12 protein-coding genes are annotated in these 15,154 nt (G+C 63.5%); 4 read left to right on the plus strand and 8 right to left on the minus strand.

Going from position 1 to position 15,154, the window contains the following annotated elements; all coding sequences use genetic code 11:
* Positions 1-34 precede the first annotated feature (34 nt).
* Complete coding sequence (gene mfd / locus AC3ZI9_RS11700; protein ID WP_489923599.1) at positions 35-3,634, minus strand: transcription-repair coupling factor; 3,600 nt, start codon at positions 3,632-3,634, stop codon at positions 35-37.
* 171 nt (positions 3,635-3,805) lie between these two features.
* On the opposite strand from mfd, the gene AC3ZI9_RS11705 reads away from it, so the two are divergent.
* The 3 genes from AC3ZI9_RS11705 to nhaA all read left to right on the plus strand — a co-directional run bounded on the left by AC3ZI9_RS11705 (position 3,806) and on the right by nhaA (position 6,151).
* Complete coding sequence (locus AC3ZI9_RS11705; RefSeq protein ID WP_087000579.1) at positions 3,806-4,306, plus strand: DUF2505 domain-containing protein; 501 nt, start codon at positions 3,806-3,808, stop codon at positions 4,304-4,306.
* Positions 4,285-4,746, plus strand: a complete 462-nt coding sequence (locus AC3ZI9_RS11710) for a VanZ family protein (RefSeq protein ID WP_443347569.1) — start codon at positions 4,285-4,287, stop codon at positions 4,744-4,746. The genes AC3ZI9_RS11705 and AC3ZI9_RS11710 overlap by 22 nt, the downstream gene beginning before the upstream one ends.
* 73 nt (positions 4,747-4,819) lie before the next feature.
* Entirely contained in the window at positions 4,820-6,151 is a 1,332-nt protein-coding gene (gene nhaA, locus AC3ZI9_RS11715) for a Na+/H+ antiporter NhaA (RefSeq protein ID WP_087000575.1), read from the plus strand.
* 87 nt (positions 6,152-6,238) lie between these two features.
* On the opposite strand, the gene sufU is transcribed toward nhaA, so the two are convergent.
* The 4 genes from sufU to AC3ZI9_RS11735 all read right to left on the minus strand — a co-directional run bounded on the left by sufU (position 6,239) and on the right by AC3ZI9_RS11735 (position 9,534).
* Entirely contained in the window at positions 6,239-6,703 is a 465-nt protein-coding gene (gene sufU, locus AC3ZI9_RS11720; protein ID WP_087000573.1) for a Fe-S cluster assembly sulfur transfer protein SufU, read from the minus strand.
* Positions 6,700-8,025 (minus strand): aminotransferase class V-fold PLP-dependent enzyme, encoded by a 1,326-nt coding sequence (locus AC3ZI9_RS11725; RefSeq protein WP_428844166.1) that lies wholly within the window; start codon positions 8,023-8,025, stop codon positions 6,700-6,702. Before AC3ZI9_RS11725 ends, sufU begins: the two co-directional genes overlap by 4 nt.
* Before the next feature lie 289 nt (positions 8,026-8,314).
* Positions 8,315-8,896, minus strand: a complete 582-nt coding sequence (gene pth, locus AC3ZI9_RS11730; protein ID WP_489923600.1) for an aminoacyl-tRNA hydrolase — start codon at positions 8,894-8,896, stop codon at positions 8,315-8,317.
* 17 nt (positions 8,897-8,913) lie between these two features.
* Positions 8,914-9,534 (minus strand): 50S ribosomal protein L25/general stress protein Ctc, encoded by a 621-nt coding sequence (locus AC3ZI9_RS11735; protein ID WP_087000567.1) that lies wholly within the window; start codon positions 9,532-9,534, stop codon positions 8,914-8,916.
* 402 nt (positions 9,535-9,936) lie between these two features.
* On the opposite strand from AC3ZI9_RS11735, the gene AC3ZI9_RS11740 reads away from it, so the two are divergent.
* Positions 9,937-11,655, plus strand: coding sequence for a tyrosine-protein kinase domain-containing protein (locus tag AC3ZI9_RS11740; protein ID WP_443425729.1), 1,719 nt, complete (start codon positions 9,937-9,939; stop codon positions 11,653-11,655).
* 76 nt (positions 11,656-11,731) lie between these two features.
* Here AC3ZI9_RS11740 and AC3ZI9_RS11745 read toward each other — a convergent pair whose 3' ends face one another.
* The 3 genes from AC3ZI9_RS11745 to glmU all read right to left on the minus strand — a co-directional run bounded on the left by AC3ZI9_RS11745 (position 11,732) and on the right by glmU (position 14,953).
* Positions 11,732-12,322, minus strand: a complete 591-nt coding sequence (locus AC3ZI9_RS11745; protein ID WP_443425730.1) for an arsenate reductase/protein-tyrosine-phosphatase family protein — start codon at positions 12,320-12,322, stop codon at positions 11,732-11,734.
* Positions 12,323-12,460: 138 nt separating this feature from the next.
* Complete coding sequence (locus tag AC3ZI9_RS11750; protein WP_087000564.1) at positions 12,461-13,441, minus strand: ribose-phosphate diphosphokinase; 981 nt, start codon at positions 13,439-13,441, stop codon at positions 12,461-12,463.
* A gap of 45 nt (positions 13,442-13,486) precedes the next feature.
* Positions 13,487-14,953, minus strand: coding sequence for a bifunctional UDP-N-acetylglucosamine diphosphorylase/glucosamine-1-phosphate N-acetyltransferase GlmU (gene glmU, locus AC3ZI9_RS11755; protein ID WP_443425731.1), 1,467 nt, complete (start codon positions 14,951-14,953; stop codon positions 13,487-13,489).
* Positions 14,954-15,154 lie beyond the last annotated feature (201 nt).

The following is a 15,154-nucleotide window of genomic DNA, read 5'->3' on the forward strand; positions in this document are numbered from 1 at the left end:
GGTTCGGCCGGGCCTCGCTCGTGGTGCCGGCGACTCAGTCCTCGAACAGGGCCTCCAGCACCTGGCCCGCCCAGGTGAGGATCTCGGCGTCGGCCAGGTCGCGCCCACCGACCGGGGCCGTCTTGGGTTTGGGGATCATCACTGCATCCAGGGCCGGCTTGTTCTGCGCCCCCTTATACATGCGATTCAGGCGCAAGAGTTTCGATTCGGGCAAGGTGGCGGGGGCGAACTTGATGAAGTTTCCTTGCATCGCCACATCCGTCAGCCCCGCCGCACGCGCCCTCACCCGGAAACGGGCCACCTCGATCAGGTTGACCACCGCTGCCGGCGGTTCGCCATAACGGTCGGTGAGCTCGGCGACGACGCCATCGATGCCCTCGGTATCGGTGGCACCGGCCAGCTTGCGGTAGGCCTCCAGGCGCAGCCGCTCCCCCGGCACGTAATCGTGCGGCAGGTGGGCGTTGACCGGCAGCTCGATCTTCATATCAGCCACCTTCTCTTCGGTTTCGCCCTTGAAGTCGGCCACGGCTTCGCCGACCAACCGGATATACAGGTCGAACCCGACCCCGGCGATATGCCCCGACTGTTCACCGCCCAGCAGGTTGCCCGCACCACGGATTTCCAGGTCCTTCATGGCCAGTTGGAAGCCCGAACCCAACTCGTTATGGGCCGCTACGGCCTTGAGCCGTTCCAGGGCCACCTCCCCCAACGGTTTCTCCGCGTTCCAGAGGAAATAGGCGTAGGCCCGGTCGCGGCCGCGCCCCACCCGGCCACGCAGCTGGTGTAGCTGGCTCAGGCCGTAGTTGTTCGCCCGGTCCACGATCAGGGTGTTCGCATTGGAAATATCCAGACCGGTTTCGATGATGGTGGTGGAGACAAGGACATCGAATTTCCGATCCCAAAAATCCACGATGATCTGCTCGAGCCTGGCTTCGCTCATCTTGCCGTGCGCAACTTCGACCCGGGCCTCGGGGACGATTTCACGCAGCTTCGCGGCCACCGAGTCGATGGAGGAGACCCGGTTGTGGACGAAGAACACCTGCCCTTCACGCATGAGTTCACGCCGGATCGCCGCAGAGACTTGTTTATCGGTATGCGGACCGACATAGGTCAGCACCGGATGGCGCTCCTCCGGCGGGGTGGCCAACGTGGAGGTCTCCCGGATCCCGGTCAACGACATCTCCAGGGTCCGCGGGATCGGTGTCGCCGACATGGCCAGAACGTCGACGTCGGTGCGCATCTGCTTCAGCGCTTCCTTATGTTCGACGCCGAAACGTTGCTCCTCATCGACGATCACCAACCCCAGGTCCTTGAACTGGACTTCCTTCGAGAGCAGCCGGTGGGTGCCGACGACGACGTCGATCGATCCGTTCTTCAGCCCCTCCACGGCCTCCTTGGCCTCCTTGGGTGTCTGGAAACGCGAGAGCGATGCCACCCTGACGGGGAAACCCGAGAACCGGTCGCCGAAGGTCTCGACGTGCTGGCGGGCCAGCAGGGTCGTGGGCACCAGGACGGCCACTTGTTTGCCGTCCTGCACGGCCTTGAATGCCGCACGCACCGCGACCTCGGTTTTGCCGAATCCGACGTCACCGGAGATGAGCCGGTCCATCGGGATCTCCCGCTCCATATCGGCCTTGACCTCATTGATGGTGGTTAGCTGATCTGGGGTCTCGATGAAGGAGAAGGCCTCCTCGAGTTCGGACTGCCAGGGGGTGTCCGCGGCGAAGGCGTGGCCGCGGGAAGCCATCCGGGCGGAGTAGAGCCGGATGAGGTCGGCGGCGATCTCCTTGACCGCCCGGCGCGCCTTGGACTTCGTGTTCGACCAGTCGCTGCCACCCATCTTGGACAGGGAAGGGGCCTCACCACCGACATAGCGGGTGACCTGGTCCAGCTGGTCGGTGGGCACGAAGAGCTTATCGCCCGGGGCCCCGCGTTTGGACGGGGCGTATTCGAGGACCAGGTATTCGCGGACGGCCCCCGAGGTTCCGCCGACCTTGCGCTGGATCAACTCGAGGAAACGGGCGATGCCATGTTGCTCGTGCACCACGAAGTCGCCTTCGCTTAATTGCAACGGATCCACGGCGTGACGACGACGGGCGGCCAGTTTGCGGGTCGACTTCGCCGAATAGGCGCTGGACCTGCCCAAAAGGTCAGCTTCGGTGAGCAACCCCAATTTGAGCGAGTCGAAGACGAAACCCCTGCCGGCCACCGCCGTCGTGATTTCGATGAGCCCCTCGGTGGGGGTGTCGTCCACGCTGTCCACCCGGTGGCACGGAATCCCCGCGTCGTGGAAGAGCTCGGCCAGCCGGCTGGCAGGACCCGGCCCGTCGGTGGCCACGACCACGCGCCAGTTGTCCCTGACCCGGGAGCCGATGAACTCCATCATTTCGGCCACGTCGCCCTGGTATCCGCGCGGTTCACGGGCCTGAACATTGAGCGAATCAATATCCAGTTCGATGTCCTCGTCCTGGGTCAGCGACGTGATCGACCACCAGCTGACCCGGGAGGCCAGGGCGTTGGACCGGGTATCGGCCAGGGTGGAGAAGTTCCCGGCATCCAAAACGTCACTGATCCCCTGGGTCTGGAGGAGATCCACGGGGGCTGCGCCGCCGTCGGAGGCGGTGGACCAGGCAGCAGCCAAGAATTCTGCATTGGTTTCGGAGAGGTCGTGGGAGCGGGTTCTGACCCGTTCGGGTTCCATGATCACCGCAACGGAATCTGCCGGTAGTTGGCTGACGAACGGGACCATGCCATCCACCAGGACCGGCGCCAGGGACTCCATACCCTCCACGGCAATGCCACCGGCAATCTTTTCCAACATGTCCGCCGCTGCGGGCATCGACTCCTTGAGCCGGGCGGCGCGGGACATCACCGACGGGGTGATCAACAGTTCGCGGCACGGTGGCGCGTACAGGACCGTGGGGTCGGCAATACCACCTTCGGATTTATCTGCCTTGGAGAAGGACCGCTGGTCGGCGACGGCGAACCAGCGCATGGATTCGACCTCGTCACCGAAGAAGTCGATACGGATCGGGTGGTCCTCGGTCGGTGGGAAGACGTCAAGGATCCCGCCGCGAACGGCGAACTCACCGCGGTGGGTCACCATATCCACGCGCGCATACGCGGCGTCGGCCAATTCGTGGACGACCCCGTCGAAGGGACGCTCCTCCCCCAGGGCCAAACGCACCGGGGCCAGATCCCCCAGTCCTTTGACGAGCGGCTGGACCACCGAACGGATGGGGGCGACGACGACCTGCAGGCTGCCGTCGGGGTGGGCCAGTCGGCGCATCACCTTCAGCCGTCGTCCCACGGTGTCCGAGCGCGGGGACAACCTCTCATGCGGGAGGGTCTCCCAACTCGGGAACTCGTCCACGGCACCGTCGGGCAGATAGGCGCGCAGGGCCCCGGTGAGTTCTTCGGCCTCCCGGCCGGTGGCGGTCACCGCCAGAACGATTCCGGTACCGGCGGTGGAGAGCCCATCAACGATTTCGGTAACCAAGGCGGCCCGCAGCCCCGCCGGCGCAGCCACCTGGAGATCCTGACTGCGATCGTCGAAGCCCTTCGAGGCGTAGGTGCGCACGCGCGCATAGGACGGGTCGGCGGCCAAAGCCGCACGAAGGCCAGTCAGGGCCATGGGGTTCCTTCCGGGAAACAGCACAAAAGCCCGGAATCCATACTGGATCCCGGGGAGGGTGCCAGCTTACCGCGATTCACCGCCGGACCCGTAGCATGGTCCCAGACCGCGCTGTGCCTCCCGGGCCGGTGCACGAGACCACCCACGCTGAACCCAGAGCACAGGAGTGCCATGCCGCTGAATGCTTCCACCTCGCTGCCGTACCCCGTTGACGCCCTCACCCGGGTTTTCACCCGGAAGGACTTCGCCGAGCACATTAGCCAGCGTGCCGGTGCCACCTTGAACGATTTCACCCTCTCCGGGTCCACCGATGCGGCGTTCACCCTGACCACGACCCGGACCGTCCCCACCGACCGGCTCCCGGATCTGGTCAAAAAATTTGTCGGGGCCACCTTATCGCTCACCCAACGCGAGAACTGGTCGGCGCCGGCTGCCGATGGCAGCCGGTCCGCAGACATCAAGATCGAGGTTGCCGGAGCCCCCGTTACCGTGACAGCTGTGCAGAAGCTCATCACCGACAGTGAGGGAACCACGGTCGAGCTGGATGGCAAGGTCAGCTCCTCGATTCCGTTCTTGGGCCCCAAGATCGCTTCCAGCGCCGAGCCGATGCTGGCCAAGGTCCTGAATCTGCAGACCAGCGAAGCACGTACGTGGCTGGACCAGAAGCAGTAGCCTCCACCGGCCGGCGTCGCCGCGTCGTGGCGCTGGGCGTCACGGCGACGGTTTATCTCCTCGCGGTGGCGTTCATCGTCTTCTGGCCGGTCCCGGTTGACCGTCCTGCCCAGGACACGCTGCCGAAGTTGTTGGAGAGCTGGCATGCTGCCGGGGTCCCGTTGTGGGTGGACTATCAGCTGATCGAATGGCTGGCCAACGTGGTCATGTTCCTCCCCTGGGGTGTGCTGGGCACCTTAATTCTGCCCCGCCGCTGGTGGTGGCTGGTCCCCTTTTCGGGGCTGCTGGCCAGCGCCGCGGTGGAAAGCGCCCAATACGTTTTCCTCCCGGCCCGCTTCGCATCCGCCGCCGATATCGTGGCCAATACCGCGGGTGCAGTGATCGGATATGCGGGCACCGCACTCGTCATTTTTTGCGTCAGGCGCCGCGCGAAGCGGTAGGATCGTTGACGGTGAGCCGGGAAGTCTGGTCGGCAATGCAACAACCATGCCCACTCGAAGTTGAGGACGATTCATGACCAATCCCGAACCCGCCCCTCCACGCCAGACCATTCTGGGTCTGGGGAGCTATCGCGAATCCCAACGTATTGGTGCGATCCTGCGCAAGGAAACCGTCGGTGGACTGGTGCTCATCGTCGCGGCTGCCGTCGCGATTATCTGGGCGAACACGCCCTGGGGCGATAGCTACTTCGCCCTACGTGACCTGCACCTGAATATCCCGGTGCCGTGGATCGACCTCGATTTGAGTCTGGGCCATTGGGCCTCCGATGGCCTGTTGGCGGTGTTCTTCTTCCTGGTTGGCCTGGAATTGAAGAAGGAATTCGTGATTGGGGACCTTCGCGATTTCAGCAAGGCGATCGTCCCGGTCACCGCGGCCTTCGGCGGCGTGCTCATCCCGGCACTGATCTACGTGGCGCTCAACATCAGCGAGGGCGGCTCAACACTGCATGGCTGGGCCATCCCCACGGCCACCGACATCGCCTTCGCCGTCGCCGTTCTGGCGGTGATCGGCTCAAGCCTTCCCTCACCCTTGCGGATCTTCCTGCTGACCTTGGCCGTCGTGGACGATCTGATCGCCATCATGATCATCGCCATCGTCTATACGGACACCCTGGATTTCCTGTTCCTGGGTCTGGCCCTGATTCCCTTGGCCTTGTTCTTCTTCATCTCCCACCGGTACCAGAAGTACTTCGCCACCCGGGCCTGGACCGCCTGGGTCATCCTGTTGCCGCTGGGCATCGTCACCTGGGCTTTCGTACTGCAGTCGGGTATCCACGCCACGGTGGCCGGGGTCCTCCTGGGCTTCTCCGTCCCGGTGCTCCGCCACGACAAGAGGGAGGGTACGGGAGTCGCCGAGCGTTTCGAGCACCGCTTCCGCCCCTTGTCCTCCGGCTTCTGCGTACCGATCTTCGCGTTCTTCTCCGCGGGTGTGGCCATCGGCGGTGTCGAAGGCATTACCAAGGCCATGGCCGACCCGGTGGTCTGGGGCATCGTGGCCGGGCTGGTGCTGGGCAAGCCCATCGGCATTCTGGGCTCGACCTTCCTGCTCACCAAAACCCGACATGCCAATCTCGACCCGGCGGTGCGATGGGTCGACTTGCTCGGGGTGACCTTGCTGGCGGGTATCGGCTTCACCGTCTCACTGTTGGTTTCCGAGCTGAGCTTCGGGCTCGAGTCCCCGCACTACGAACATGCCAAGGTGGCCATCCTCACCGGTTCGTTGCTCGCCGCGGTCCTCGGCGCCGCCTGGCTCATTCCCCGCAACCGGAGGTACCGGAAGTGGGAATTGGAAGCGCAGCGAGACGATGACGCTGACGGCATCCCCGACGTCTACCAGCAAGACTGATCCGCCGGACGACGGCGGGAAGGATCCCGCCGTCGTCCGGCGGTCCGGAAACGGCCGGCCCCCCTCCCGCGCGCCGTGGCGGGGACGCTAAAGACGTGCCGGCCCGGTGCCCGCGTCGAGGAGCGACTGTTCGGCAGCCACCCACGCCAACATCGCGCATTTGACCCGGGCGGGGAACTTCGAAACCCCGGCGAAGGCCGCAGCATCCCCCAGAACCTCCTCGTCCCCTTCGAGGCTTCCGCGTGAACGCATCAGGGTCCTGAACTCGTCGGTCAGCTCCACGAGGCTTCCCCTGCTGGACCCGGCAGCCAGTTCGGTCAGCACGGAGGCAGAGGCCATCGAGATCGAACATCCATCGCCTTCCCAACTGATCTTCGTGATCGTCTGGTCCTCTATTTCCACCCGAAGTCGAATTTGGTCGCCACAGACCGGGTTGTGCTGATGAGACTCCCCCCAGACATGCCCGGCCTCGGGGGTGATCAGTCCCTCCCCCCGACGTCGTTTGGCGTGGTCGAGGATCACCTGCTGGTATAGCTGTTCCAACTCACTCATGCGCCCACCCCGAAGAACCCCCGCACATCGGCCACCGCATTGAGGAACGTGTCCACGTCCTCGGCTGTGTTGTAGAGGTAGGTGCTGGCCCGGGTGCTTGCCGTGACCCCTAGAGCACGATGCAACGGTTGCGCACAGTGGTGTCCGACGCGGACTGCCACCCCACGGCTGTCCAGGAACTGCCCCACGTCATGGGGGTGAACCCCCGGGATGTCGATGGTTGCCGTGCCGATACGCGCTCCCGTAGTGGGGCCCAGCTGGCGAATCCCCGGAATCGAGGCCAGACCGGCGGAGAGCCGTCCGCCCAGGTATTCTTCCCAGGCTGCGATCCGTTCCATCCCGACCTCATCGAGGTAGTCCACGGCGGCGGCTAGTGCCACGGCCTGGGAGATCCGCTGGGTACCCGCCTCGAAACGGGTGGGTGCGGGCAGGAATTCGGCCCGTTCCATCGTGACGGAAGTGATCATTGAACCCCCCGTCAGGAAGGGGGGCATCGCATCGAGTAGTTCCCGGCGGCCGTAGAGGGCTCCGATGCCGGTGGGACCCAGCATCTTATGGCCGGAGAACGCCATGAAGTCGACGCCTAGCGCCTTGACGTCCACGGGGAGGTGGGGCACCGATTGGCAGCCGTCCAGGACCGTGAGGGCACCCACGGTAGCGGCCAGGCGGACCAGTGCTGCGACATCGGTGACGGTGCCCAGGACGTTGGAGACGTGGGTGAAGGCTACGATCCGGGTGCGGGGCCCCACCAGATGAGCCGCCAGGTCCATGCGCAAGGCGCCTTCGGCGTCGACCGGGATGTATTTCAGGCTGGCACCGGTACGCGCTGCCAGTTCTTGCCACGGGATGAGGTTGGCATGGTGTTCGAGCTCGGTGACGAGGATCTCGTCCCCCGGGCCGAGGGCGAACTGCCGTCCGGCGTCGCCGCCGCGGCCGAGGCTGGCGTTGGAGAACGAATAGGTCAGCAGGTTCAGCGCCTCGGTCGCGTTCGAGGTCCAGACGATTTCCTCGGTGGCGGCCCCCACGAACCGTGCCGCCTTCTCACGGGCTTCCTCATAAATATCGGTGGCTTCCACCGCCAGGCTATGAGCTCCGCGATGGACGGCGGCGTTGAAGTTCTCGTAGAAGTGTTGCTCGGTATCGAGAACGGATTGAGGTTTCTGCGAGGTGGCGCCGGAGTCCAGATACACCAGGGGCACCGAATTGATGCTGCGTTCCAACAGCGTGAAGTCACCTCGCAGACGCCGCACTTCGGTGTCGTCCAACGGGGCCAGGGGCTGGTCGGTCTGATCCGCTCCGCGGGGGCCGGTAACTGTTTCCACGCTCGTTAAATCCTTGGATCGGGAATGATCGGCGGGGCATCGGCCCCGTGGATTCCGCAACGAATCCATGACCTAATGATCGCACGGTCCGGTGAGTGGATTCACGTCAGTGCTGCCTTACCCACCGCCTGCGGGCATGAAAAAAGGGGCCGGTAGCAGGATGGGGGTGGCCCAGTCTCAGAGGCCTCCAGCTACCGGCCCCGCTTAAGGGAGCCATATGGCATGGATTGATAGTATGTGAAATTGTTGTCAAACAAAAACCGGACCGAATTTTCTGGGCACCGGCTGGCTAGACGCCATGATGTTTCTGCTGCGCCGCCTGCAGGCCGTCGCGAATGAGTAGTTCCGCGGCATCGGCGGCATCATCGAGCAGGAAGGGCAGTTCCTTGCGTTCGGTGGTGCCGAAATCGCGCAGCACGAAGTCTGCAGTTTCCATCCGTCCGGGAGGCCTGCCGACGCCGACACGGACCCGGTAGTAGTCCTTGGTCGACAAGGCCTTCGAGATATCGCGGAGTCCGTTATGGCCGCCTTCTCCCCCACCGAGCTTCATTTTAATGGTGTTGAAGGGAATATCGATTTCGTCATGAATCGCAATAATGTGCTCTGGATCCACATCGAAGAACCGGGCCAGGCCGGCGACCGGGCCACCCGAGAGGTTCATGTACGTCATCGGTTGGGCCAGAATCAGACGGGGACCGCCGATACCCAGGCGTCCTTCGAGGACCTGGGCGTTGGCCTTATGCGCTTTGAAGGAGCCGCCCAGACGGGTCCCCATCTCGCTGAGGACCATTTGGCCCACGTTATGCCTATTACGGGCGTAGCCGGGCCCGGGGTTTCCGAGCCCGGCTACGATCCAGGTGTTGCTTGCCATCAGAGCAGGTGGTTTCCCTACTCTGCAGACTCGGCGTCAGCCGGAGCGGCAGCCTCGGTGGCCTCGCCCTCTTCTTCTTCGTCGCCGAGATCCTGGACCTTCGGCTCATCGATGGTGGCGATGACGGTGTCTTCTTCGATCAGCAAGGTGACGCCCTTCGGCAGCACCAGATCGGAAGCCAGCACGTGGTTGCCGATTTCGCGGCCTTCGACGCTGACGGTGACCTGCTCGGGCAGGTTGGTGGCGTCGGCCTCAACGTAAACCGTGTAGGCATCGACTTCCAGGACGGCGCCCGGAGCAACCTCACCCTCGAGGTTGATGGAGACGTCAACGTTGACCTTCTCGCCCTTCTTCACGGTCAACAGGTCGAGGTGATCGACGGTCTGGCGCAGCGGGTGGCGCTGGATGTCCTTGGCCAGCGCCAAGTGGGTCTTGCCCTCGACGTCGATGGTCAGCAGGGCGTTGGAGTAACGCACGGCCAGCGTGGTCTCCTGGTTCGGCAGCAGAACGTGCAGCGGCTCGGCACCGTGCCCGTAGATCACTGCGGGGATCTTGTAATCGCGGCGGGCCTTGCGGGCAGCACCCTTGCCAAAATCGGTGCGGATCTCTGCTGGCAGAACGACTTTGTCGTGAGTCATGGATTATCTCCTGGGATGATGGGGCTCATGCGGTCTGTCCAGGCATTTCGGGGGTCCGGACACCGAGCGAAGCCGATCCCGCAGGATGGACGCCGAGGGCGTTGGGCCTTGTCGATCACGGAAGCCACCGGATGAACATCCGACAGTTCCCTCGCCTGGGCACTGCGCACTATCATAGCAGGCCACGGGAGCTACCCGAACTCACAGGCATGACCCAACCGTCCTCGCGCCCACGAACTGTACCTCGTGAGAACACTGCTCAAAAGATTGGAAGAGCTGGGATAGTATCAACCCGACCCTAAATCATTGACCGTCCACTATCATCAGCGTTTGCGGCATCATTCTTTGCCCCGCAGACGAGCTGATCGTGCGGACGGTAGCGAGCCCTCGGGGGACTCAATATTGGATACTAACGACACCAGTGGTGCTGAAGCCGGCCCGGATCTTCGCCAGTACATTGCCGTCTTCCGGACTCACTGGCGCGGCATCGGAGCGACACTCCTGGCAGCAATCCTCCTCGCCTTCTTGTGGACATTAACACAGCCAAACGTTTACCAGGCTACCTCTTCGGGGCTCGTGGTCACCGCGAGTGCCGATAACTTGAACACAGCTCTGGCCGGGGAGACTTTGGCTAAATCAAAGGTGACGAGCTACAAGAGCATCGCTACCAGCCGCAGCGTGGCTGCCAAGGTCCAGAAAGAACTTGACATAACTCAATCGCCCGACGAGCTACTCGAACAAATCTCAGTGGCCGTTCCCACTGAGACTGCTGAACTTCGCATCAGCGCCAAGTCCGCCAATCCTGCCGTTGCCCAGGACCTCGCCAACGCTTGGGTGAAGGCCCTTGCCGACGAGGTCGTCAGCATAGAACCTGTTTCGGAAGTTGACGGAATGGCCGGTGAAGCTCCAATCAAGCTCGCCCCCCTGGGGCGCGCCGCCCTGCCGACCGCCCCGGTCTCCCCGAACACGAAGCTCGCCATGGCATTGGGCGGCGTCGTCGGCTTGGCCCTCGGCTTGGGCTATGCACTCCTGCGCGGACACCTTGACCGGCGCATTCGATCCAGCGAAGCCGTTGAGCAGCTGGGGATGAACGTCGCGGGCACCATCCCCCAGGATCAGCGATTGGCCGAAAAGCGCATGATCGTCGAACCCGGCATCGTGGACCATGGCGACCGCGACTCTCACGCCTTCCCGGAATCACTCCGCGAACTGCGCACGAACCTGTCGTATATGGATGTCGACAACCCCCCGCGCTCCATTGTCGTCACCTCCTCGGTCCCCGGCGAGGGTAAATCCTCCATTGCAGCCAACCTCGCTGTAGCAGTGGCCGCCGCTGGCCGTGAAGTGGTGATCATCGATGGAGACCTCCGTCGCCCGGTCGTCACCGAGATCTTCGGTTTGCCGGACGGAGCCGGGCTCACCGATGTCCTCAGCGGCATGGCCGACCTCGAGGATGTACTCCAGCCCTATGGGCCGATTCCGAATCTCTCGGTTCTCGCTGCCGGACGCATCCCCCCCAACCCTTCCGAACTGCTCGGATCCCGCTCCATGAGGAACCTCCTGCGTGATCTGGCACGTGACCACGTCGTCATCATCGATGCCCCACCGCTTCTGCCCGTCACCGACGCCGCCATCCTGACTAAAACCGCCGATGGCGCGCTCGTCACGGTTAAAGCTGGTTCAACCACAGTCGATGAACTGCAAAAGGCAATAGACAACCTCCGTAAGGTCGACGGCCGCGTTCTCGGGGCGATCCTGAACCAAGTGCCGACCAAGGGTGCCCAGGCCGGCCAGTATGGCTACTACGGAAAGTACTACTACTCGAGTGTCAAAGGCGGCAAACAGAACCGGCGTGACGCCTCACCAGCGCCCTCGCAGCCTCCCGTGGAGTCCGTACGCGCTCAGCCGTCCCGTGCGCCCCGAGGTCCCCACAAGGTCGTTTCCAAGGCCAGTGCGCCAGACAACGGGACGGCCGACGACCAGACATCGCTCATCCCCAAGTTCCTGGACGACGATTATGACGTGGTTGGCTCTGAGCCGGCGCAGCGCGACCGGAACCCCGCCTTCGAGGAACTCGTTGCTCCGAGAAAAGACACTCGGCAAGCACGTCGCCGACTCTAGCCAAGATGCGAAGGCCGCCCTCTGAACCCTGATCAGATGGCACACGAGTCGTGCTCGTCAGTCCAACTGTGGTCACTCAGCGAATCATTGAGGCTTCGAAATCGACTATTCCTTGCAACGACGGCAGCAATTCGTTCGTCATCTGTCGGTAGACGGCCGTGCTCTGCCGGTGAGGATCGACCACGTCGTACCCTCCCGACACCAACTCTCGAGCCTCATACCGGTGCCGGGCAGCGACCTTCGGCAGCGCATTCCACCGGGCTAGAACCTCTTCGAGGCCGCCCCCTCGGCGCAGATCTGATCCTGCGGCAGCGATGACTTCTAGAACACGGGCGAATTCACGCACGGTATAAGCACGCTTGAGCATCCGCGGGCTCATCGACACGACGGCGCTTCGGTGTGCCTCCGTCAGCGCCAACACGAAGTCCGCCTCTTTCAGGTGGGTCTCGGTCAGCTGTCGGGCGAGGAATCCCCCGGCTGACCCGCCCGCGCGTTCCAACGACTCTGCCGCGCGTCGATCCATTGGTTGTTCGACGAGCGCGCTGGTGCCGGCACTGGTGATTTGAAATGCACCAGGCGCCAACTGCTCTAGTTCTCGTTGCAGGTAGCGCTCCACGAAGGGCGAACGGCAGATGTTTCCGGTGCATACAGCAAGAATCTTGACCACGCCCCCACCATATCGTTCGCCGGGTTGGTACTGGCATCGCTACTGCCTCGGGATCCGCTACGAGCTCAGCGGACATGACAACGCCCGGCAAATTGACCCTGTGGGATCCATCTGTCGGGCGTTGTGGTGCGGTATTGGCTAGGCGTTGCCGTCGAAGAGGCTCGTGACCGATCCGTCTTCGAAGACCTCCTTGATCGCGCGGGCGATCAGCGGGGCAATCGACAGGACGGTGAGCTGGGCGAAACGCTTCGAATTCGGGATCGGCAGCGTATTGGTCACCACGACCTCGCGGGCCCCCGATTCGGAGAGCCGCTGGGCTGCCGGATCGGAGAGCACTGCGTGGGTGGCAGCGATGATGACATCCTTGGCGCCGGCGTCCATGAGCACGCGCACGGCACCCGAGATGGTGCCACCGGTGTCGATCATGTCGTCGATGAGCACGCAGGTACGGCCCTTGACCTGTCCGACCACTGTCTTGGAGATCGCCTGGTTCGGAACCGTCAAATCACGTGACTTGTGCACGAAGGCCAACGGTGCTCCGCCCAGTCGTTCGGCCCACTGTTCGGCGACCCGGACGCGGCCGGTATCCGGGGAGACGACGGTGACGTTGTCGACCTCGATGCGGGTGCGGATGTAATCGGCGAGCAACGGGATGGCGAAGAGGTGGTCGACCGGTCCGTCGAAGAAGCCCTGGATCTGCGCGGTGTGCAGGTCCACGCTCATGACACGGTCAGCACCGGCGGTCCGGTAGAGGTCGGCGACCAGGCGGGCGGAGATCGGCTCGCGGCCGCGACCCTTCTTATCCTGACGCGCGTAGGGGTAGAACGGCGAGACCACGGTGATGCGGCGAGCGGATGCGCGCTTCATCGAATCAATCATGATCAGTTGTTCCATCAACCAGTTGTTCAGAGGTGCCGGGTGAGCCTGGATGACGAAAACGTCCTTGCCACGCACGCTCTCACCGGAGCGGACGTAGATCTCACCGTTGGCGAAGTCATAGGCAGATAAGGGCAGCAGTTCGGTATCGAGGGCCGAGGCTATCTCTTCGGCCAGCTCCGGGTGTGCACGGCCGGCGGCCAACACCAGCTTGTTGTCGACGTTGTGGCGCAGTTCGCTCATGTGTTCACTTTCTGACTCGGGAGGTTTTCGTGCTGTCTGGTGGGTTCAGTCGGTGGCAGGAAGTGGGTTGGCATCGGTGGTGCGGCTGGCGTGCGCAGCTGCCTCTGCGGCGGCACTCCCGGGACGCTTGGCCTCGGTCCAACCTTCTTTGTTGTGTTGCGGGGCCACGGACAGGGCCAAGGCCCCGGCCGGAACGTCTTTGCGCACGATGGCCCCGGCGCCGGTGTAGGCGCCATCGCCGATGCTCACGGGCGCAATGAACACGGTGTTGGAACTGGTGCGCACATGCGAGCCGATCACGGTGCGGTGTTTATTGACGCCATCGTAGTTGGCGGTGATGTTGCCGCAACCGATGTTGCTGTATTCGCCAATCTCCGCGTCCCCCGCGTAGCCCAGGTGGGAGAGCTTGGAACCACGGCCGACCGTGACATTCTTCGTTTCGTAAAAGGCCCCGATCTTGCCGGCTTCGCCCAGGTCCGTGCCCGGGCGCAAGTAGGCGAAGGGTCCCACCGAGGCGCCGGCTGCGATGACCGATGACGTCACGTCGCTGCGCTTGACGACGGCGTTCTGGCCCACTTGGGTGTCGGTCAGTGTGGAATCCGGTCCGATGACACTTCCGGTACCGACTGCCGTGGACCCGTGGAGCTGGGTGCCAGGCTTAATGGTCACGTCCGGGGACAGCGCGACCGAGGCGTCGACCCAGGTAGTCTGCGGATCGATGACCGTCACACCGGCCCGCATCCACTTCTCGAGGATGCGCCGGTTCATTTCCTTGCCCAGCGAAGACAGCTGGGCCCGATCATTGGCCCCTTCGACCTGCCACCGGTCCGAGGTGACCACGGCAGCGACGCGTCCGCCGTCGTTGCGGGCGATACCCAACACGTCGGTCAGATACATTTCGCCCTGCGCGTTGTCGGTGGTGACAGTGGCCAGTGCGTTGCGCAGGACCTCGGCATCGAAGGCATAGATCCCGGAGTTGACCTCGTTGATGGCCAGCTGTTCTGCCGTGGCGTCCTTATGCTCGACGATCCCCTCCACGGTGCCGTCGGCGGAACGCACGATGCGGCCGTAGCCGGTCGCGTCAGAAAGTTCAGCGGTCAGAACGGTCACGGCATTACGCTCGCTCTCGTGCGCGGCGACGAGGCTACCGATGAGCTCGGTCGTCAACAAGGGGACGTCGCCGTAGGTCACCACCACGGTGCCCGTGAGGTCGCCAGGAAGCTGGTCGAGACCGACCTGGACAGCACGTCCCGTTCCCGGGATCTCGTCCTGATCGGCGATAGTGATGGCCGGTTCGATATCGAGAAGGTGCTTGACGACGATTTCTCGTTCGAAGCGGACGACAGCTACCAGGCGTTCGGGCTGCAACCCCTGGGCCGCGGCGATCGCATGTTCGACGAGAGAACGTCCGGCAATCTCATGCAGGATCTTCGGTTTCGCGGATTTCATTCGGGTTCCGGCCCCTGCTGCGAGGACGATGACGGCGGCCGGTGTGGTGGCTTCCACGCTCAAGTTCTGAACTCCCTGCGATGTTGGCGTCTGCGGACCCGGAGTCCGGGCCAACCCAGTCTACCGCTTCGTCCGCAGGCTGCCGTGCCCGCTCCGGCAGGATCACTGGATCAGCTCCCTCTGCTCGCGCTCGTCGTACTCGTTAATTGCTTGCTTTGTCGTTTATCGCAGACGCCCAATTGAACGTTACCTAAGCTTGCTCTC

The sequence above is a fragment of the Arthrobacter sp. AOP36-F1-5 genome (assembly GCF_058137995.1).

Bases quoted from the DNA above. Each gene is read 5' to 3' on its own strand.
- AC3ZI9_RS11735 (WP_087000567.1), bottom strand. From the start codon at position 9,534: ATGACTCACGACAAAGTCGTTCTGCCAGCAGAGATCCGCACCGATTTT.
- sufU (WP_087000573.1), bottom strand. From the start codon at position 6,703: ATGAGTGAGTTGGAACAGCTATACCAGCAGGTGATCCTCGACCACGCC.
- AC3ZI9_RS11705 (WP_087000579.1), top strand. From the start codon at position 3,806: ATGCCGCTGAATGCTTCCACCTCGCTGCCGTACCCCGTTGACGCCCTC.
- AC3ZI9_RS11750 (WP_087000564.1), bottom strand. From the start codon at position 13,441: ATGAGCGAACTGCGCCACAACGTCGACAACAAGCTGGTGTTGGCCGCC.
- mfd (WP_489923599.1), bottom strand. From the start codon at position 3,634: ATGGCCCTGACTGGCCTTCGTGCGGCTTTGGCCGCCGACCCGTCCTAT.
- pth (WP_489923600.1), bottom strand. From the start codon at position 8,896: ATGGCAAGCAACACCTGGATCGTAGCCGGGCTCGGAAACCCCGGGCCC.
- nhaA (WP_087000575.1), top strand. From the start codon at position 4,820: ATGACCAATCCCGAACCCGCCCCTCCACGCCAGACCATTCTGGGTCTG.